Here is a 20370-nt window from a genome sequence, read left to right as displayed (position 1 = left end):
GCCCCGGCCGGCGGGGGTGCGTGAGCGACCAGAGTGGGGAGGGGACGCACCCCGCGGGATCACCCGCCGCGGCCGCGGTGGGAGCGGTCCAGAGGGACGGCGGGGGTCAGGCGCGAGGGAAGGCTTGAGGCCGCCGGATGAGGGGGTGCCACATGCCCGGAATTCCGGCTAAGTGCCTCGAGTGCGGGACCGATCTCCGGTACGATCCAGTGCGGCTGCTCCACACCTGCCCCGCCTGCGAGGGGAAGGGAGAGGTCCGGGCGGGAGCCGAGGTGAAGCGGGCCGCGTGACGTCCAATCTGACTCTGGCTGACTCTGAGTGACTCTGAAAGGCAGAGAAGCGGGCGCCCTCCCACCGCTTTTCTGCCTTTGTGTTTTTGGAGCGGCCCACCCCGTTGAATCCGCCCCCTCCCTGTGCTTCAATAGCCGCCAACCGGAGGCGCCGATGGCCAGGGGTCGGGGGAGGGGAGAGGGCGACGCGCCGGAAGGGACGGAACGGATGGCGAGCGCCGGGAGCGCTCCGGCCCTCCTTATCCAGCGCGTGAAGCTCACCGTCATCGAGGGCCCGGATGCCGGGCGCGCCCTCACCCTCGAGCAGGACCCGGTCAGTGTCGGAAGCCTCCCGGAGAGTTCCCTCCCCCTCACGGACCGGACCGTCTCCCGCCGCCACGCCCTCATCCTTCGCCAGCCCGCCGGCTACCTGCTGCGGGACCTCGGGAGCACCAATGGGACCAGCGTCAACGGGGTCCCCGTGAAAGAGGCCTTCCTGCCCGAGGGCGCCCTCCTCGCCTTTGGCGGGACCCGGGTGCGGTTCAGTCTGGAGGCGGAGCGGGTCGAGGTGCGCCCGAGCGCCGCCACCCGCTTCGGCGAGCTCCTGGGGGAGAGCGCCCGAATGCGGGAGGTCTTCGGCATCCTCGAACGGGTCGCCCCCACCGGGGTCACCGTGCTCATCCGGGGGGAGACCGGGACCGGCAAGGAACTGGTGGCGCGGGCCCTGCACGCGGGGAGCAGCCGCCGCGGAGGACCCCTCGTCGTCTTCGATTGCGGGGCCGTCCCTCCCAATCTGATGGAGAGCGAGCTCTTCGGCCACGAGCGGGGGGCCTTCACGGGGGCGACGGCGCCCCGGACCGGGGCGTTGGAGCAGGCGCACGGCGGGACCCTCTTCCTCGACGAGGTGGGGGAGCTGAGCCCCGAATTGCAGCCGAAGCTCCTCCGGGTTCTGGAGACCCGGGAGGTCAAGCGGGTCGGCGGCAACCGGATGGCGCGGGTGGACATCCGGTTGGTCGCGGCGACGCACCGGGACCTCCCGGCCGAGGTCCGGAGCGGGCGCTTCCGGGAGGACCTTTACTTTCGCCTGGCCGTGGTGTCCCTGGAGCTCCCCCCCCTCCGGGACCGCCCCGGGGACATCCCGCTTCTTGCCGACCACTTCCTGAGGACGCTGGGCGCGGAGCTGGGCCTCGGCCCACCGCCCCCCCTCTCTCCCGAGGCGCTCGCCCGCCTTCGGACCCATTCCTGGCCCGGCAATGTCCGGGAGCTCCGCAACGCCCTGCAGGCGGCGCTGGCCATGGGCGGCGGGGGGCCCATCACGCCGGCCGAGATCGTCTTCCCCGGCGCCCCCGCCTCCCCTCCGCCCCCCGCTTCCGGGGCGAGTAGCCTCGCCGACGTCGAGCGGGCCACCATTGCGGAGACGCTCCGCGCGACGGGCGGCAACCGGAAGCAGGCAGCTCGCGTTCTGGGGATTGCCGTCTCCACCCTCCACGAGAAGATCAAGCGGTACGGGATCACGGACTAATACCAACGACATACATCGTGTGACAGACAGTCCGGGTGGCGCCGGATGCCGCCCGAAGGCCCCCGGTGCGGAGGGGGGGCCCATCGGCTCTGGGCCGAGGGGGGGAACCACGGGAGGGTTCCCCAGGGGGGCCGGGGGCCGGGGCAGCGCCGGCGACAGGACCCGGACCTGTCACGGGCATTCTGTCGTTTGCATTAGCCCGGCTCCGGAATCCGGTCCGGCTCCTCCGGAATTCGGAGCCTGCGAGCGGCCGCACGGCTTGCTCCGGCCTTGAGCGTCCCTCTCCAGTCCTCCTGCTAACTCCGCGGCGGACCGAATAGTCCCTCACCCCGCCCGGCTTCCTCCCCGTTCCCTCCCCTTGCCTGGCACCGCCCTTGCCCTTCCCACCGTGTCCGATGTCTCCCACTACAGGACCGGCGGCCCCCACGGGCCCCGGTTACACCCCACAGAAAGGAGGACGCGAGATGCACGGGATCACGCTCACGGCAGAGCCGTCGTGGCGGCCCGCCCCCGCCGGCCAGACTCCGCAGGCGGTGCATTTCCTGATCGAGGCCGCCGGGGCCAGCGGGGTCCGGCCTGCGGTCACGCTCGGCCTGCTCCTCGACCGGAGCGGCTCGATGGAGGGGGCGAAGCTCACGCACCTGAAGGCGGCGGTGCAGGCGGTGGTGGGGAGCCTGACCCGGGAGGACCGGCTCGCGGTCATCGCCTTCGACGACGAGGTGGAAGTGCTCCTCCCGGTTGGGCCGCTCACCGATCCGCAGGCCGCCCTGGGCAAGATCCAGGTCCTCACCCCCCGGGGCGGGACGCAGATCGGCCAGGCGATGGAGCGGGCGGTTGCCGCTCTCACGCCGGAGGCCAAGGGGGGCCGGCCCTGCCGGCTCGTCCTCCTCACCGACGGGAAGACCTGGGGGGATGAGGCCGCCTGCGAGGCTGCCGCGGCATCCGCCCGGGCGGCCGGCGTCCCGCTGGTGACGCTGGGGCTGGGGGAGGATTGGAACGAGGCCCTGCTGATGCGCCTGGCAGACGCGAGCGGAGGGGATTCCCACTGGCTCAAGGAGCCGGAGGAGATGGCCCCGCGCTTTCTGGAACAGGTGGGAGGCCTGAAGGGGACCGTGGCCCGCGGCCTGAGTCTTGACCTGCAGCTTCCCATGGGCGTTCGGGCCCGGCGGGTCCATCGGGTCAAGCCGATGATCAGCGAGGTGCCCGTCCCTGCCGCGAGCGAGCGGGCGCTCAGGGTGCCGCTCTCGGATCTGGAGGCCGGCGCCCCGCAGGGGGTGCTCCTCGAGGTGGAGTTGCCCGCCCGGGTGGCGGGGGCGTTCGCGGTCGGGGCGGTGACCCTCCGCTACGCGGCCCTCGAGGGGGATGGGGCCCCGGTCCGGACCGACCTCACCGTGGACTGCACCGCCGACCCGGCGGCGGTCAGGGTGGTGCCCGCCGTCATGAACGTGGTGGAGCGGGTGAGCGCGTTCCGGCTGCAGACCCGGGCGCTCAGCGAGGCGGAGCAGGGCGCGGTGGCGGCCGCCACGCGGCGGCTCGAGGCGGCGGCCACACGGCTTCTCACGCTCGGGGAGTCGGGCCTGGCGGCGGTCGCGCGGGAGCAGGCGGCGCAGCTGGCCAAGACCGGGACACTCAGCGCGACGGGGAGCAAGGCCCTGCGCTACGGCACGCGCCGTCTCACGGGGCCGCTGACGGCGTCCATCGCGACGCCCGAGGAAGGAGGAAAGCGGTAATGCAGTGCACCGAGTGCCAGCACGAGAACATCCCGGGGTCCCTGTTCTGTGACGAGTGCGGGGCAGCCCTGGAGCAGGCCGCGGGCGTGTCGGCCGCCATGGCCAGCCCCGCGGGGCAGATGGTCCTCAGGGCGAACGGCCAGGCGATCCCCCTGCCGGAAAAGCCCGAGGTCATCCTCGGGCGGGAGGACCCGGTGAGCGGCGTCTTCCCGGATGTGGACCTGACCGCGCTCGGCGGCGAGGAGAAGGGAGTCTCCCGGCGCCACGCCCGGATCATCCGGGAGGCCTCGGGCTACAGGATCGAGGACCTGGGGTCCACCAATACCACCGCCATCAACCGGAAGCGCCTCAAGCCCCGGGAGGCGGCGGCCCTGACGGCCGGGGACGAGATCCGGCTGGGCAAGATGGCCCTCACCTTCGAGGCGGCGTAACCGATCCCCCGGGCCGGGATCGGCCCGGGGGGTTCGCCGCCCGAGAACGAAGGATTCGGAGGCTCACCATGTCGCTGCGTGCGCGCATCCTGGTCCTGGCCGCAGCCGGGTTCCTGGCCGGCCTCATGACCTGGCCCGCCCTGGCGGCCGTGATGGGTCCGGCAGGGACCGGACTCGCCGGGCAGGCGATCCTGGGGAGTGTCGCCGGAGGCGGCCTCGGCCTCGGCCTCGGGAGCGTGGAAGCGCTCCGGGGCCGCGAAGGGCGCCGGGGGCTGCGGCGGGGGGTCCTCGCCCTCCTGCTCGGGCTCGCCGGTGGGGCCGCCGGGGCGGCGCTCGGACGGGCCCTCTTCGCCCGGCTGGGGGGGTTCCTGGTCCAGGCCCTCCTGGGGCACGAAGCGATGGGCCTCGCCCTCGGGCTTGCGGCGGGCTGGGCGCTGCTCGGGGCGACGATCGGGGCTGCGGGCGGGGTGGCGGAACGCTCCGCCCGTCGGGCCCGGTACGGGGCTGCGGGGGGCAGCCTCGGGGGGTTCGTGGGCGGCCTCCTCTTCGCGGCGCTGGCCGGCTGGCACGGGGGGAGCGCGGCGCTCGCCCTGGGCTGCCTCGGGGCGGCCACCGGGGCCGGCATCGCCGCCGCCGAAGAGATCCTCATCGCCCTCCGCCTCCGGGTGGTCAAGGGCCCCCTCAAGGGGCGCGAGTACCCCCTGGTCAAGGCCGTGACGACCCTCGGGCGGGATGACCGCTGTGACATCTGCCTCTCGGGGCAGGAGGGGGTGGGGGTGGCGCATGGGCGGATCCGGCTGAATGGCGAGGGGGTGACCGTCGAGAAGACCGGGGAGGAGGGGATCTGGGTGAACGACCGGCCCATCCGGAAGACGAGCCTGCGCGATGGCGACCTGCTGCGCCTCGGGAGCGCCCTCTTCCTCGTGTCGAGCCGACCGGGGCGGGCCCCGGAGACCGTCCGCCCCCGCGCCCGCTTCCTGCGGCGCCTCGTCGCGCGCCTCGGGGTCGGGCTGGCGTTCGTCGTCCTGCTCGGGGAACCGCGCGCCGCGGAGGGAGGAGCCGCCACGCTCCGGATCACCCAGGTGGACACGGCGCCCTTCCCCCGGGTCCACCTGTACGCTGCCGTGGAGAGTCCCGCGGGCGAGCCGGTGCGGGGGATCCTGCCCGAAAGCTGGCGCCTCCTCGAGGAGGGGCACCCCCGGGTCATCCGGGAGGCCGCGCCGCTGGCGGCCCTGGGCGGCCGCCGCCGCGCCTCGGTCATCCTGCTGCTCGACAAGAGCGGGAGCATGGCGGGGGAGAAGCTGGCCCAGGCCCAGGCCGCCCTCCGGGAGTACATCGGGGTGATGCAGTCCGGGGATAGCGTGGCCCTCCTGGCCTTCGACGAGGCGGTCCACGAGCTGAGCGACTTCACCGGTGAGCCGGCCGCTCTCCGGAGGGCGCTGGACGTGGTCACGGCGAGCGGCAACACGGCCCTCGGAGACGCGCTCGGCATGGCCGTGGAGCGCCTGGAGGGCCGGCCCGGCCGGCGGGCGGTGGTGGTCCTGAGCGACGGGATCCAGACCCGGGGACGCCGGACCCCCGAGGAGGCCGGGGCCGCCGCGGTTCAGGCCCAGGTCTCTCTCACCACGATCGCCCTCGGGGCCGATGCCCGGCGGGTGGACCTGAAGCGTCTGGCCACGGCGACCGGCGGGACGTTTCACGTGGCCCCGGGGCCGGCGGCCCTCGTCGGGATCTACCGGGCGGTCGCGTTTGCCTTCCGCCACGAGTACCGCCTGACCTTCGAAAGCGCCGGCGGGGGAGAGGTCCTCCGCCACCTCCGCCTCAGCCTGGCCCACGAGGACCTGGCCGCCGCTGCGGAGCGGGCCTACCTCCGGCCGGATGCCGGCCTGTTCGAGGGCGCGGCGGCGCTCCCGTCGTGGTGGGGAGGTCTCCTCTCCGCCCTCGCCCTGGCCGGCCTGGTGACGCTGGGGGCGGGCGGACGGCGTTCCCCGGCAGCGGGCCCGACCGTGAGCCTTCTGACCCAGCGCGGGACCCGTACGCTTGCCCTCGGGCCGGAGGGCCTCACCGTGGGGCAAGCGGGGGCATCGACGCTGGCGCTCCGCCCCTCCGGGACCGGCGTCGTCGCCACGGAGGCGAGCGCGGGAACCGTGCGGTTGAACCACCGCCCGCTGGGCGGCAGCGCCCTGCTGCGCGACGGGGATGTGCTGACCGTGGACGGGAGCACCTTCGTCTTCGAGGAGGGGTCCGGATCGGGGTCGGATGGGGAACGGAGGCCCGCCTAGGGGGCGCCCGTGGGGAGGCATCGCCGCCGGCGCTACCGTCTGCTGCGCCTCCTGGGCGAGGGGGGCATGAGTCGGGTCTGGCTGGGGGAGTCGGTGGACGCCCCCGGCCGGCCGCTGGCCATCAAGGAAGTGCGGGAGGCGTTCCCCAGCCGCGAGGAGCGGGAGGCCGCGCAGCACCAGTTCCGGCGGGAGACGAGGATCCTGACCCGCCTGCGACACCCGGGCCTCCCCCGGGTCCTGGACGCCTTCGTCACATCCCGGGGGGCGTACCTGGTGATGACCTTCGTCCCCGGGCGGACGGTCGAGGCCCTGGTTCGCACCCACGGTCCGGTGTCTGAGCGCCGGGCCCTCTCCTGGGGGGTGCAGCTCTGCCGGACCCTCCACTACCTGAGCCTCCGGAAACCCCCGGTCGTCTTCCGGGATCTGAAGCCGGCCAATATCATCGTCACCCCGAGCGGGCGCGCCGTCCTGATCGATTTCGGGATCGCCCGGGAATTTCGCCCGGGTCGGCTGGCCGACACCTTCCTCTTCGGGACTCCCGGCTTCGCCGCGCCCGAGCAGTACGGGCGGGGACAGACCGATCTCCGCTCCGACCTGTACGCCCTCGGGGCCACGCTCCACGCCTGCCTCACGGGGCGCGATCCCAGTCGAAGCCCCTTCTATTTCCCGGAGCTCCGCAGCGTGAGCCCCCGGATCAGCCGGGAGACCTCCGTTGCCGTCATGCGGGCGCTCGAGCCGGACCCGGCCCGCCGGTACGGGAGCGCCGTGGCGATGCGCCGGGCACTCCAGCGCGCGCTCGCGGCGACGGCCGGGGACGGGCTGGCCGTCACGCGCCCGCTGGTGGGCCCGGCGGGGGAGCGCCTCCTCACCCTGACGGCCACGCGGTCCGCCCGCGCGGTCGAGTACCGCGTCCCGCTCGCCAGCCTGGGCTGTGCCACCTATCGGGGCCGGATCACCTTCGACGTGTCGTGGCTGACGGCGGAGCCGGACCGCTTCGACGAGGAGACTGCCCTCGTCACCCTCCGTCTCGACACCGGGGCGCTCCCCCCGGACCGGGCCCCCATGGCCCGGATGCGGATCCAGAGCACCGGGGGGTCCCTCACGGTGGGGACCACGGTCCGCCTGCGGGGCCGGCGGGGTCTCGCGGCGGCGGCAGCCCTGGCCCTCCTCGTGGCCGTGACCCTCTGACCTCCCCTTTCGTTTGCTCGGGGGGCCGGGTACAATCGCCCGGCCCGGTCGGCCGGGCGAGGAGGGGGCATGGGGGAGGCGGAGGCGGCCGTCACCTTCCGGGTAGACTATGCCGACATCGATGCCCAGGGGAGGGTGTACTACGGCAACTACACCCGCTACTTCGACCGTGCCCGCTTCGCCTTCTGGAGCGCGTGCGGCCTCGGTCCCGACGAGATCCGGCGCGTGGAAGATGAGACGGTCCTGGCGCAGGTCGAGACCCGCTACCACCGCTCCGCCGGGTTCTACGAGGAGCTCCGGGCGACGGCCCGCTTGACCGCCGCGGGGGGCTCGAGCCTGCACTTCGCCTACCGGGTCACGCGACCGGCCGATGGGAGCCTTCTCGCGGAGGGGACGGCCGTCCTCGCGTACATCGAGCCGGCCAGCGGACGCCCGCGGCCCCTTCCGACTGCCCTGCGTGATCGCCTTCCTCCCGTCCCCCAGCCTCCGCCGCGCCCCTCCCGCCTGGCATAGAAATTGCTGTCCTGACAAGTGGTTAGCCTTCCCGTAGGGGGACGCACCTCTCTACCACATGGTCCGCGCTCCCGGGGCACCCAGATGGCGCGTTGCCGATTCCTCCTCCTCTTGCTCGGCATCCTGCTCCTGCCCCTCGCCCCCGCGGGGGGCGCGCCCCTCAAGACCCTCACCATCGCCACGGGCTCCAGCGGCGGCACCTATTACCCCATCGGGGCCGCCATCGCCGCCATCCTGAACGCGAGCCTCGAGGGGACGACCGCTCGCGCGATTCCCTCCCGGGGGTCCGTCGAGAACCTCCTCTGGCTGGAGCGGGGGGACGTGGAGCTCGGGATCGCCCAGCAGGACGTGGCCTACTACGCCTTCTACGGGCAGGAGGCCTTCGCCGGCCGGGTCCTCGGACAGGTCCGGGCCCTCGCGGCCCTGTACCCCGAGATCATCCAGGCGGTCGTCCGGCGGGACGCGTCAGTGCGGGGCATCGCGGACCTGCGGGGGCGGCGCGTCGCGGTCGGTGCCCAGGGGAGCGGCACCGCCTTCAACGCTCGGCAGATCCTGGAGGCGGCGGGCGTGCTGCGGGAGGTCCGGGCGGTGGAGGCCCCCTTCGAGGAGGCGATGACGCAGCTCGAGCAGGGGAACCTGGACGCGGCCTTCATCACGGCGGGGATCCCCACCCGGGTCATTCAGGACCTGGCGAAGCGGGTCCCGATCCGCATCCTCCCCATCGACGGGAGGCTGCGCGAGGATCTGATGCGCCGCTACCCCTTCTTCTCCGCGGCCTCCCTCCCGGCGGGCAGCTACGGATCCCCCGAGCCCGTCGGGACGCTGGCCATCACCGCCCTCCTCGTCGGGCAGGCGGCCCTCCCGGAGGAGACGGTGGCGGAGGTCCTCCGGGTGCTCTTCGCCAATCTCGCCTACCTGCGGCAGGCGCATCCCCGGGGCGCCGACATCACGCCCGAGGCGACGCGCCGCGGCCTGGCGATTCCGCTCCATCCCGGCGCAGCGCGCTTCTTCGCCGCCGCGGGGAACTAGGGCAATCCATGGCCTTCCGCACTAAGCTCATCCTGCTCCTGGCCGGCCTCCTCCTGGCGCAGGGACTCTACCTGGGGACGCTCACGCTCAGTCAGAGCCGCGAGAGCCTCCGCGCCGCACTGCAGCGCGGGGCGGCGCAGATCGCCCTCCGGATGGCCGATGAGATCGCCCGGATCGTGGGGACAGCCGACAAGATCCTGGAGCTGAAGGCCCGCGAGCTGGCGGAGGAGATCCCGGGGAGCGACCCCGCCCGCCTCCGCCCGGCCCTGCGGGCCTTGGATGAGACGCACCTCACGCTGGAGCGTCTCCTGGTCGTGGACCGGACCGGCCACGTCGTGGCGGCCTCCTTCACCGGGGCCCCCGCCTCGGTGGCGGAGGATCCGGCCCTCCGCCTCGCCCTGGACGCCGATGCCATCGGCCCCCTCCTCACCCGCGACCGGGGGAGTTCGCGGCCGATCCTGCGCATCGCCCGGCCGATCCGGGCGGCGGGAGGGGAGGTGGTGGGGGCCCTCCTGGGAACCCTGGAGCTGACCGAGGTCGCGGACGCGATGCGCGGGGTCAGCATCGGCAAGACCGGGAGCCTCTACCTGGTGGACCGGGAGGGCGAGATCCTGGCGGCTGCCGACCAGAACCCGCCGGCGGAGCGGGGGCTGCACCTCGAAGCGGCCCGGGAGGCCGCCCGCTTGGTCCTCCGGGGGGTCCGGGAGCTCGAGATCCCGGGACAAGAGCCGCTCATCGGCGCGTACGCCGCGGTCGTCGGGACGGGCTGGACGCTGGCCGTGCAGCAGACCGCCGGGGAGGCCTACCTGCCGGCCGCGCGGCTGCAGCGGCGGATCGTCCTCGCGACCGGGCTCGCGGTGCTCGTGGCGGCCCTCGTGGCCGGCGGCCTGGGCACCTGGCTCACCCGGCCGATCCGTCGGCTCACCGCCCGGGTGCGCGCCGTGACGCGTCCCGAGGACCTGGGGGAGGGGTTCCCCGTGCCCGGGAGCGACGAGGTCGCGCAGCTCGCCGCCGCGCTCACGCGGATGGCGGAGCTGATCCTCACCCGCGACCGGGAGATCCGTCAGCGGAATCGGGAGCTGGAGGCGGTGAACACCGTCATCACCGCCGTGAGTCGGACCCCCAACCTGGACCGGATTCTCGAGACCGCCCTGGAGACGGTCACCAGCATCCTCGAGGTCGATGCCTGCCAGTTCCGCGTCCTGGACCCGGCCACCGATGAGCTCATCCTGCGCGCCCACCGCGGACGCGGGGAGCGCTTCGTGCGCGAGCGGGCCCGGATCCGCTGGCAGGACAGCCCGCTCGCTCGCGAGGCGGCGTCGCGGGGGGAGTACATCAGCATCCCCGACATCACCGCCGACCCGCGCGGCGGGGAACTGTACGCGCGGGAGGAAGGGCTCCGGGCCTTCGCCATCTTCGCGCTCATGGGGGAGACCGGCCCCGTGGGGCTCCTCTGCGTCTACCGGCGCGAGTCCCGCCCCTTCACCCCCCAGGAGCTGCTGCTCCTGAGCGTGCTGGGGGGCCAGGTCGGCGTGGCCATCGACACCGCGCGCCTCTACGGCGACCTGCAGGCCTCGACCACCCGCCTGGCCGACACGAACCGGCGGCTGGCGGAACTCTACCGGCTCACCATCGCGCTGCAGGAGGCGATCCCGCTCCCGGCGCGCCTCGACCTGATCCTCGAGGGGGCGCACGAGGTGCTGGGCCTCGACCGGATCGGCATTTTCCTCCCGGACCCCGAGGGGACCCACCTGCAGTGCCGCGCGATGCTCGGCGTGGCAGAGGACCCGTTGGAAGCCCTGCGCGTGCCCGTCGCGGCCGAGGGGGGCGTTCTCGCCCTCGCCTACCGGGAGGCGCGGGACGTCGTGTGGGAGGGCCCGGGCCCGGTCCCGTCCGAATACCGGATGCCGGGCCCCTCGGCCGCGATCCGATCGTTCCGGAGCCGCGCCTTCGCGGTGCTTCCCCTGCTCTCCCGGGGCCGCGCCATCGGGGTCCTGGTGGCGGACAACAAGGTGAGCCGGCGCCCGCTCCCCCGCGAGACCGTGGACCTGCTCCGGGTGTTCTCCCAGCAGGCCGCGATCGCCCTGGAGAACGCGCAGCTCTTCACCGAGGCCCAGGACCGGGCGGAGCAGATCAGCGCGGCCAACCGGATCGCCAGCACCATCTCCTCCAGCCTGCACCTGAGTCAGGTCTTCGACATCGCCGCGGAGGAGACGGCCAAGCTCCTCCCCTTCGACCGGATGAGCATCGCCCTCGTGGATGAGGGGGGGGAGGCCGTCGCGACGCTGATGGTGAAGGGAGTCGGACCGCCGGCGGGCACCGAGGGGACCACCCGCCCCCTCGCCGGCTCCGCGGTCGCCTCCGCCCTCGCAACGGGCGAGCCCTGTTTCCGGCAGGACACCCTGGCCGTGCCTGAGGGGGAGCGGTTCGCCGAGGACGGCTCCCTGGCCGAGGCGGGGCTCCGGTCCTGGGTGGCGATTCCCCTCCAGGCAAAGGACAGGGCCCTCGGCACCTTCAACCTGTGCAGCGCCCGGCCCGGCGCCTTCACGCGCCGGGAGCTGCCGGTCCTCCTCCCCATCGCCCGGCAACTGGCCATCGCCATCGAGAACGCCCGCCTCTTCGAGGAGGCCCGGGCGACCGGGGAGCGCCTGCGCCGGCTCACGGAGCTGAGTCGGGCGGTCACGGCGAGCCTGGATGCCCAGGCGGTCCTGGAGAGCATCGTCCGGGCGTCGGTGGAGCTCTTCCGGGCCGACGCCGCCACGCTGGCGGTCGTGGACCCCGCGACCGGCCTCCTCACCCAGCGGGCGGACTACGGCCTCCGCCTGGGGGCGAAGCGGCACACCCGAACCTTCCGCCCCGGCGAGGGGGTTTCGGGGCGCCTGTTGGAGGCGCGGGCCCCCCTGGTGGTGGAGGACTTCCGGACCGATCCCCGGGTCGTGAACCGGGAGTGGGCGGCCGCCGAGGGCGTCGTGGCCTACGCCGGGGTCCCCCTCCTGCTGGGGGACCGGGCGGTGGGGACGCTGGCGGTCTTCACCCGCACCCCGCGCCGGTTCGACGCGGGCGAGCTCGATCTCCTCGCCTCCCTGGGGAGCCACGCCGCCATCGCGCTGGAGAACGCCCGCCTCTACGCGGAGCTGAAGGGCTCCACGGAGCACCTGGAGGAGTCCCGGCGGAACCTGGAGGAGCTGCACCGGTTGAGCATCGCCATCCAGGAGGCGGCCTCGCTGGAAGAGCGGCTGGGCCACGTCCTGCGCGGGGCCCACGAGATCCTCGCCCTCGACTGGATCAACATCTTCCTCCCGGACGAGGGACGGACATCCCTCCGCTGCGTGGCCCGGGTCGGGGGAGGGGAGGAGCCGCTGGAGTCGCTGGCCGTTCCCCTCGGTCCGGCCGGCGGCGGCCTCGCGCGCGCCTTCCTGGAAAAGGAAGACGTCTGCTGGAACGGGGAGGGGCCGGTCCCGGAGGGGATCCGCCTGCACCCGCCCTACGCGGATCTGAAGGCGCTGCGGGCCCGCATCTTCGCCAACATCCCCCTCGTGGCCCGGGGGGAGGCGATCGGCGTCATCGCCGCCGGGAACCCCGAGACCCGGCGGCCGATCCCGGAGGAGACCCGCTCCTTCCTCCGCATCTTCGCCGCCCACGCCGCGATCGCCATCGAGAACGCGCGCCTCTATCGGTCCCTGAAGGAGCACTCGGCCACCCTGGAGCAGCGGATCGCGGAGCGGACGAAGGAACTGGCGGAGGCCTCGCGACAGAAGTCCCGCTTCCTGGCCAGCATGTCCCACGAGCTCCGGACGCCCCTGAACGCGATCCTCGGGTTCTCGGAGGTCCTCCTGGACCGGTACGTGGGGGATCTCACCCAGAAGCAGGTGGAGTACCTGGAGAGCATCCACGCCAGCGGGAAGCACCTCCTGGGCCTCATCAACGACCTCCTGGACCTCTCCAAGATCGAGGCGGGCAAGATGGTCCTCCACCCCGAGCCGTGCTATCTCCCCCAGACGCTGGAGGACGCCCTCACCCTGGTCCGGTCCGAGGCCATCCGGAAGCGCCTCGAGCTGAGCCTCGAGGTGGCGTCGGAGGTCGGTCTCGTCGAGGCGGACCCGGCGAAGCTGAAGCAGATCCTCTACAACCTGCTCAGCAATGCGATCAAGTTCACCCCGGAGAGGGGCCGGGTGACGCTCCGGGGACGGCAGGGCGGCAGTCTGGTGGAGGTGGAGGTGGCCGACACCGGCATCGGGATCCGGCCCGAGGACCAGGGGCGGATCTTCGGGGAGTTCGAGCAGGTGGACTCGGCCTATGCCCGGCAGGTCCAGGGGACCGGCCTCGGCCTGCCCCTCACCCGGCGGCTGGTGGAGCTGCACGGGGGGACGCTCACCCTCCAGAGCGCCGAGGGGCAGGGATCGACCTTCACCTTCACCCTTCCCCTCCGGGTCCCCCAGGCCGCCCGCGCCTGACCGCGTCGCGCACCCGTCCCCGGGGCTCCCCGATCCGGGCCCGCCCGATCCGGCCTTGTCCCTCCCCCTCCCCCTGCGCTAAGATGGCCAGGTCATTTTGCGGGCGCGGATGGCCCGAGAGGCGAGCAGCTTGGCCTACTGGGCCTTCATGCTCCTCAGCCTCTTTCGGGCACACCAGGGGCTCCCATGCGCCTGCCGGCCGGACAGGTCGTCGAGACTCCGAGGAGCATCCGGTGCGGGTGAATCCCCTGGTCCTGGTCGTGGACGACGATGAGCGGGTGCTCGAGCTGGCGCGGGAGATCCTCGGCAGCCGGGAGATCGAGGTCGTGACCGCGAGCAACGGGTCCGAAGGGGTGGAGCTGGCGCGGGAGCGGCGTCCCGACCTCATCATCCTGGACGTGATGATGCCGGGCCTGGACGGGTACAAGGCCTGCGCGCTCTTGAAGGAGGACCCGCACCTGAAGGCGACGCCGATCCTGATGTTCACGGCGAGCGACGGGATCAAATTCAACGAGCAGGCCTTCCGGGCCGGGGCCGCCTTCTGCCTGTCCAAGCCGTTCGACGCGCGCCGCTTCCTCAGCATCGTCGAGTTGGCCCTGAGCCAGGCGAGAATCTTCCCCCACCGCGCGGAGGCCGAGCGGCGCCAGCGCAACTTTCGCCGCTACTTCGCCCGCTACCCCGTGACGGCCCGGGCCACCGGCGGGACGGCCCGGAGGCGGGAAGCGGGGGGGTTCACTGGGAATGTCAGCGCCGGGGGCCTCTTCTGCACCCTGCCCGAGCGGTTCCCCGTCATGACGCCGATCCTCGTCCGGGTTGAAACGCCGGCCGGCCCCGTTGCGGTGAGCGCGACGGTCTCCTGGTGCGGCTCCTCCTCGGGCCGCCGCCCCGGCGACGTGCCACACGGCCTCCGGATCCTCCAGGCCCAGACCCCCGAGGACGCCGCTCGCTGGACGCGGCTCCTCCAGGGCCTGGCGGAGACCGCCGTCGCCGAGGGCGAGGGGGAGGCATGACGCGCGCCGTGGCCCTGGCCCTCTCTGCGGTGATCGCCTTGGCGAGCCCGGCCCCCGCCGCCCCTCCGGCCGCCGCGCCCGAGCGGGAGGACCTTCCGGAGCTCGAGCGGCTCGATATCTTCGCGCCGGGGGAACCCACCCTGCTCCTGTCCAAGGACGGGGAGCCCTTCGCCACCCTCACCCAAGAGCACCGGGTCTTCGTCCCCCTCGCCCGGATCCCGCGGGTGCTGCGAGATGCCGTCATCGCCACCGAGGACTCCCGCTTCTACCGCCACGGGGCCCTGGATTGGAGAGCGATGGCCCGGGCCGCCCTCAGCAACCTGACCGCGGGCCGCCTCCGGGAGGGGGGGAGCACCATCACGCAGCAGCTCGCCAAGACGCTCTTCCTCACCCCGGAGCGGACCGTCACCCGGAAGCTGCAGGAGATCCGGCTGGCCCAGAAGATCGAAGAGCGCTACGCGAAGGAGAAGATTCTGGAGCTGTACCTGAACGCCGTCTACTTCGGGCATGGAGCCTACGGGGCCGAGGCGGCGGCCCGGACCTACTTCAGCAAGTCCGTCCGGGCGCTCACCCTTCCGGAGGCGGCGCTCCTGGCCGGGCTCATCCGCGCCCCCGCGCTGTACTCCCCCTTGCTGGACCCCGCCCGCGCCAAGGCGCGGCGGGACCATGTCCTGGAGCGGATGCTGGCGGAGGGCTTTCTGAAAGAGCCGGCCGCCAAGGCCGCCGCGGCCGCGCCGGTCCGGGTGGCGCCGCTGTTCAAGGGCCGGGGGACCGCCCCGCACTTCGTGGATTACGTCCGGGAGCTCCTGGAGGAGCGCTACGGGGAGGCCTTCCTGGCCCGCGGCGGGCTCCGGGTGACGACCACGCTCGACCTGAGCCTTCAGGGGCAGGCCCTGGAGGCCGTCCGGGCGGGGGTCGCGGCCGCTGCCGCCGCCCTGGCCCCTGCTGCCCCGCGGCGCGGCGCCAAGCCTCCGGCCCCGCCGGGCGGGGGGCCGGAGGGGCCCGGCCTCGAGGGGGCACTGGTAGCCCTCGAGCCGGGCACCGGGGCCATCCGGGCCATGGTGGGCGGGACCGCGTACGGGCGGAGCCAGTACAACCGGGCAGCCCGCGCCCGCCGGCAGCCCGGCTCCGCCTTCAAGCCCTTCGTCTACGCCGCGGCCTTCGAGCGGGGGATCAGCGCGGCGGACCTGCTCGCGGATGCCCCCGTGCGCTACCCGAAGGGGCTGGGGAAGCGACGGGAGGCCTGGGCTCCCGAGAACTACGATCGGCTCTACCGGGGCGAGGTCACGGTCCGTCAAGCCCTGGAGGAGTCCATCAACGTTCCCACCGTTCGGCTCCTCGAAAGCATCGGCGTGGAGAGCGTCCTGGATGTGGCCCGCCGGTTGGGGATCCGGAGCCCTCTGCGCCGGGAGTACGCGCTGGCACTCGGGGTCTCGGAGGTGACCCTCCTGGAGCTGACCTCCGCCTACGCGGCGTTGGCCAACGGCGGCAGCCGGGCTGCCCCCCACGGCATCGTCCGGGTGGAGGGGCCGGGCGGGGACCTCCTGGAGGAATACCGGCCCGCGATCCAGCCCGCGCTGAAGGAAGAGGTCGCCTACCTCCTCACCTCGGTCCTGCAGGGAGCCGTGGAGCGGGGGACGGGGCAGAAGGCCCAGGCCCTCGGCCGCCCGGCGGCGGGGAAGACCGGCACGAGCCAGGATGCGGCCGATCTCTGGTTCGTGGGCTATACGCCAGAGCTGGCGGCGGGGGTGTGGCTGGGCTACGATGCGCCCCGCTCCCTGGGGCCGCACGAGACGGCCGGTCGCCTCGCCGCGCCCCTCTGGGCGGACTTCATGCAACGGGCGCTCGCGTCGCGACCCCCGAGCGCCTTTCCCGTTCCCGAGGAGGTCTTCTTCCTCGACGTGGACGCCCTGACCGGCGCGCCGGTCCCGCCCGGGAGCCCCGGGGCGATCCACGAGGTGTTCCTCCGGGGCGAGGAGGCGATGGGGCCGCCGCCGGGGGCCGAAGTCCCGGAGGAGGAACCGGAGGAGGTCGAGGAGGGGGAAGGATCGGCGGCGGAAGGGAGTCCCTGAGCGCTCAGGATCCGTCCGGGCAGACCGGCCGGTCCGGGAGGGGGAGGGCAAGATGGCAGGGGCGTTTGCGTGGTGGGGGGGAGTGCTGCTGGCGCTGGCCGGGCCCGCCGTGGCCGTCGCCCAGGCGCCGGGGAAGGCAGCCGGTCCCCTCTTCGCCACCCTGAAAACGAGCATGGGGGCCATCGTGGTCCGGCTCTACGAGGAGAAGGCCCCGAGCACGGTGGCGAACTTCGTGGGGCTCGCGATGGGGACCAAGGAGTGGACGGATCCCAAGACGGGCCAGAAGGTGACGCGCCCCCTCTACAACGGGACCGTTTTCCACCGGGTGATCCCGAACTTCATGATCCAGGGGGGCGATCCGCTGGGGACTGGAACGGGGGGGCCCGGGTACCGGTTCGCCGACGAGTTTCACCCGGACCTGAAGCACAGCAAGGCGGGGATCCTCTCCATGGCCAACGCCGGCCCGAACACCAACGGGAGCCAGTTCTTCATCACTCACCGGGCCACGCCCTGGCTGGACGGGCGCCACAGCGTCTTCGGGGAGGTGGTGGAGGGGATGGAGGTGGTGCAGGCCCTCGGCACCGTGCCCCGCGATGCCCGGGACCGGCCCCTCAAGCCGGTCCTCCTGCAGGAGGTCCTGATCAGCCGCGGGGCGGCGGCCCGCTGATCCCCCCTACTTCTCCAGGACCAGGAGCTGGCCCGGCAGGTGCGCCGGGTGCAGGTGGCACCAGATCCGGAACAGCCCGGCCTTGTCCGCGACGAACTCCACGGTCTCCGGCTTGTCCCGGTACACGTCCACCTTCACGTTGAACTCGTCGATCGCGAAGCCGTGGACGTTGGGATCCGCCTTCACCCGGTTGTAGAGCTTGAAGCGGACCCTCTCCCCCTTCTTCACCACGAAGGTACCGGGCGTCCAGACGTTGTTCCCCTCGTAGTTGATGTTGACGGCCTGGAGCTCCCGCTCCCCCTCGGCGCCGAGAGGTACCGCCGGGCCGAGGGCGAGGAGGGTGGCGAGGACGATCGCTGTGCTGGCCTTCATGGGATTCCCTCCCTGGTCGTGTGGACGGGTCAGTGTCTGCCCCGATGCTCCCGCTCGATCTGCTCGCCCAGCGCCTCCTCCCCCGGGAGGAGGCGATCCTCGGGATCCCGCCGGTCCGGCGTCGCGAGAGACTCCAGGAAGAGGACGAGGGCCCATATCTCCCCCGGCTCCAGCGCGTCGGCGTAGGAGGGCATGGGGGTCCCATCGAGGCCCAGGGCGATGCTCTTCCAGGTCTCCCGCGGGTCGGCGCCCCGCTTGAGCGGCCGCCGGCTCAGGTCCGCGGGGAGGATGGGCAGGTCGCGGGCGTCCTTCATCCCCTTCCTGGCCGAGGGTCCGTCTCCCTTCCCGCCGTCGCCGTGGCACTCGGGACATCCCGAAGCCCGGTAGAGCCTCACCCCCCGCGCCACCAGCTCGGGCGTGACCCCCGGCGCGGGGGGAACGGGCACCGGGGGGGATCCCGGCTCGGCGAAGCGCGGGGAGAGGGTCTTCAGGTAGGCGACGACTGCCCGGAGCTCCGGGAGCGCGAGGTGCCGCTGGGGGACCATGGCGGTGCCCCGCACTCCGCGGACGAGGGTGGCAAGCAGGTCCTCGTCGGTGGGGACGGCGCCGCTCCGGGTGGAGCGGAACTTGTACCGCCCTGCGGTGAAGTCGGCCGGCTTCGTCTGGAGCCGCGCCGCGGCTTCGCCGTTGCCATCCCCGTTCGGGCCGTGGCAGACCGCGCAGTGGTCCTGGTATACCTGCTTGCCCTCCGGCGCCTGGGCCGGGGAGATCTCTGCCAGGGCGAGCGAGACTGCCAGGCTCGCGCACGCCGCCCGGACGGAGATGAGCCGGGGTCGCGGCCGCCGCGAGAGGTTGCTGATCCGTCGGCTCGGGGATCCCGTCAGCCCGCGTCCGTGCTCTGCCCGGGCCCCGCGCCCTCCCGCGCCGCCAGATCCAGGAGGAAGGACCACCCCCAGGAGCGCTGCGGGAACTGCACCCCCACCCGGTGCTCCCCCCCTTCGGCCGGTACGCACCACACCACCTCCCCCTCCAGCGCCCGGGGGCCCATTGGGACCTGGAGCGACAGGTGCAGGCGGGTGCCCACCGGGACCGCCTCGGGCAGGAGGAGCTGCAACCCGCCCGGGCTCAGATCCACCGTCCGTCCTCTGAGCTCCCGCGGCGGCCGGCCCACGACGGCGCACTGGATCTGGAGGCGAACCCCCAGGCGCCCGTGCCGGCGGGAGTAGGCCTGGGAGGCCATCCGGACCAGGAACTGCCGCCAGCGCGCCTCGTGGGTCGGCGCCATCTCCCGGATCCGCAGGCCGTGCCGCCCTCCTCCCTCCTCCTCGGCCACGGGCCCGACCCAGACAACCGTTGCCTCGACGACCGCGGGGCCCTCCGGCAGGTCCAGCAGGAGCGTCACCTCGGTTCCGCGGGCCAGGGAAGTCGGCAGGACGAGTGCCAGCCCCCCCTCGCTCAGGTTGAGGGTGTGGCCCGGGAGGTTCTGGGACGGTCCCCCCGCCGGCTCCTCCACGCGGCACCGGACGGGGAGCTCCAGCGTGTACCGGCGGTGCCGGCGGCGTTCCTCCCCCATCCCCTCCCCCCCGAAGGCTGCCGCAGTGTAGCACACCCGTGGCCGGGCTCCGGCGGAAAACCCCCGCCGCGTCCGGGGCACGGGGAGGCACCGGCACGCGGGTGGCGCGCGCCCCCGCCGCCGGGTACAATGGGGGCGCCATGGCCGAGATCTTCGGGAACCTCCGCTGGCAGGATGTCCTCGATATCCTTCTCATCAGCACCATCCTCTATCACCTCATGGTGCTGTTCCGGGGGACGCGCGCCGTGCAGGCCCTGGCCGGCCTCGGGGTGGTCGGGCTCTTCACCCTCCTCGCGCGCGAGGCCGAGCTGATCCTGAGCAGTTGGCTCCTCCAGAACCTCTGGGCCGTCATCCTCCTCGTCCTCGTCGTCATCTTCCAGCAGGAGCTCCGCCACACTCTCGAGCGGGTGAGCCCGGCTCGCTGGCTGACCGGGTGGGGGAGGCCGCCCACCGACCACCTCGGGGAGGTGGTCCGGGCGGCCTTCCACCTGGCCCGGCAGCGGATCGGAGCCCTGATCGTCTTCCAGCGGGGGACCCGCCTGGACGAGATCGTCCGCCTCGGGACGCCCCTCGGGGCGGAGGTCACGGCCCCCCTCCTGGAGAGCCTCTTCACGCCAGCCTCCCCGCTGCACGACGGGGCCGTCGTCATCGACGGGACCCGGGTCACCCACGCGGGGTGCATGCTCCCCCTCTCCCGGCGGGAGGATCTCCCCCCCCACTTCGGGACCCGCCACCGGGCCGCCCTGGGGCTGACCGAGGAGACCGACGCCGTCTCCCTGGCGGTCTCCGAGGAGCGGGGGGAGGTCACCCTGATGACCGGAGGGACCTATCGGTCGGGGCTCTCGCGGGAGGAGGCGGTGGAGCGTTTGCGGGTGCTCCTCGGGACGCCGGAGCGGCGGATGCCGGCACCCATGGCCTGGGGGGCCCTGCTCCTGCGCCGCTGGCCCCTCAAGGTGGGGTCGCTCGTTGTGGTCACGGCCCTCTGGGTCTACCTCGGCGGGGCGCAGAAGGTCGAGGAGGGGCTCCGCATCCCGGTCGAGTACCGCAACATCCCGGAGTCGCTTACGCTGAGCGGTCGGCCCGCCACGTCCCTGGAGGTCCGCCTGCGGGGGAGCCGGGCGGTGCTCGGGAGCATGAACCGGGAGACCCTCCGGGCCACGGTGGATCTGGGGGGGACGGAGCGGGGGACGAACTTCGTTGCGGTCGGGCGTGCGGACGTCAACGTCCCGGCGGGGGTGGAGGTGGTCGGGACCGACCC

16 protein-coding genes are annotated in these 20370 nt (G+C 73.4%); 13 read left to right on the top strand and 3 right to left on the bottom strand.

Annotated features, from left to right (window positions below):
* Positions 1–152: 152 nt before the first annotated feature.
* The 12 genes from VGT06_10185 (at position 153) to VGT06_10130 (ending at position 17167) form a co-directional block, all read left to right on the top strand.
* Entirely contained in the window at positions 153–290 is a 138-nt protein-coding gene (locus VGT06_10185) for a hypothetical protein (protein HEV8663491.1), read from the top strand.
* 154 nt (positions 291–444) lie between these two features.
* Positions 445–1791: a sigma 54-interacting transcriptional regulator gene (locus VGT06_10180; GenBank protein HEV8663490.1), complete on the top strand. Its 1347-nt coding sequence runs from the start codon at positions 445–447 to the stop codon at positions 1789–1791.
* A 464-nt stretch (positions 1792–2255) separates the two neighbouring features.
* The gene (locus tag VGT06_10175; GenBank protein ID HEV8663489.1) at positions 2256–3521 is read left to right on the top strand and encodes a VWA domain-containing protein; all 1266 of its coding nucleotides are present in this window, start codon (positions 2256–2258) and stop codon (positions 3519–3521) included.
* A complete protein-coding gene (locus tag VGT06_10170; protein ID HEV8663488.1) occupies positions 3521–3952 on the top strand; it encodes an FHA domain-containing protein in 432 nt (143 codons plus the stop codon). The genes VGT06_10175 and VGT06_10170 overlap by 1 nt, the downstream gene beginning before the upstream one ends.
* Before the next feature lie 68 nt (positions 3953–4020).
* On the top strand, positions 4021–6234 hold the full coding sequence (locus VGT06_10165; protein HEV8663487.1) for a VWA domain-containing protein: 2214 nt from the start codon (positions 4021–4023) through the stop codon (positions 6232–6234).
* Positions 6235–6243: 9 nt separating this feature from the next.
* Entirely contained in the window at positions 6244–7422 is a 1179-nt protein-coding gene (locus VGT06_10160) for a serine/threonine-protein kinase (protein HEV8663486.1), read from the top strand.
* Positions 7423–7491: 69 nt separating this feature from the next.
* The gene (locus tag VGT06_10155; protein ID HEV8663485.1) at positions 7492–7935 is read left to right on the top strand and encodes a thioesterase family protein; all 444 of its coding nucleotides are present in this window, start codon (positions 7492–7494) and stop codon (positions 7933–7935) included.
* 84 nt (positions 7936–8019) lie between these two features.
* Positions 8020–8964 (top strand): TAXI family TRAP transporter solute-binding subunit, encoded by a 945-nt coding sequence (locus VGT06_10150; GenBank protein HEV8663484.1) that lies wholly within the window; start codon positions 8020–8022, stop codon positions 8962–8964.
* A gap of 8 nt (positions 8965–8972) precedes the next feature.
* Positions 8973–13418, top strand: a complete 4446-nt coding sequence (locus tag VGT06_10145; GenBank protein HEV8663483.1) for a GAF domain-containing protein — start codon at positions 8973–8975, stop codon at positions 13416–13418.
* A 233-nt stretch (positions 13419–13651) separates the two neighbouring features.
* Positions 13652–14428 (top strand): response regulator, encoded by a 777-nt coding sequence (locus tag VGT06_10140; GenBank protein ID HEV8663482.1) that lies wholly within the window; start codon positions 13652–13654, stop codon positions 14426–14428.
* A complete protein-coding gene (locus VGT06_10135) occupies positions 14425–16500 on the top strand; it encodes a PBP1A family penicillin-binding protein (protein HEV8663481.1) in 2076 nt (691 codons plus the stop codon). Before VGT06_10140 ends, VGT06_10135 begins: the two co-directional genes overlap by 4 nt.
* A gap of 52 nt (positions 16501–16552) precedes the next feature.
* Positions 16553–17167 (top strand): peptidylprolyl isomerase, encoded by a 615-nt coding sequence (locus VGT06_10130; protein HEV8663480.1) that lies wholly within the window; start codon positions 16553–16555, stop codon positions 17165–17167.
* A 6-nt stretch (positions 17168–17173) separates the two neighbouring features.
* On the opposite strand, the gene VGT06_10125 is transcribed toward VGT06_10130, so the two are convergent.
* The 3 genes from VGT06_10125 to VGT06_10115 are packed head-to-tail and all read right to left on the bottom strand — an operon-like array spanning position 17174 to position 19112.
* The gene (locus VGT06_10125) at positions 17174–17539 is read right to left on the bottom strand and encodes a cupredoxin domain-containing protein (GenBank protein HEV8663479.1); all 366 of its coding nucleotides are present in this window, start codon (positions 17537–17539) and stop codon (positions 17174–17176) included.
* 29 nt (positions 17540–17568) lie between these two features.
* A complete protein-coding gene (locus tag VGT06_10120) occupies positions 17569–18489 on the bottom strand; it encodes a c-type cytochrome (GenBank protein HEV8663478.1) in 921 nt (306 codons plus the stop codon).
* Complete coding sequence (locus tag VGT06_10115; protein ID HEV8663477.1) at positions 18420–19112, bottom strand: PilZ domain-containing protein; 693 nt, start codon at positions 19110–19112, stop codon at positions 18420–18422. The genes VGT06_10120 and VGT06_10115 overlap by 70 nt, the downstream gene beginning before the upstream one ends.
* A 101-nt stretch (positions 19113–19213) precedes the next feature.
* On the opposite strand from VGT06_10115, the gene VGT06_10110 reads away from it, so the two are divergent.
* The coding region (locus tag VGT06_10110; protein ID HEV8663476.1) for a diadenylate cyclase at positions 19214–20370 on the top strand (1157 nt) is incomplete at its 3' end.

This window comes from Candidatus Methylomirabilis sp., from assembly GCA_036000645.1.
In the GTDB taxonomy this organism is placed as follows: Bacteria; Methylomirabilota; Methylomirabilia; order Methylomirabilales; family JACPAU01; genus JACPAU01.
Note: the sequence above shows the minus strand (reverse complement) of the source record. Positions and strands in the feature narration are given on the sequence as shown.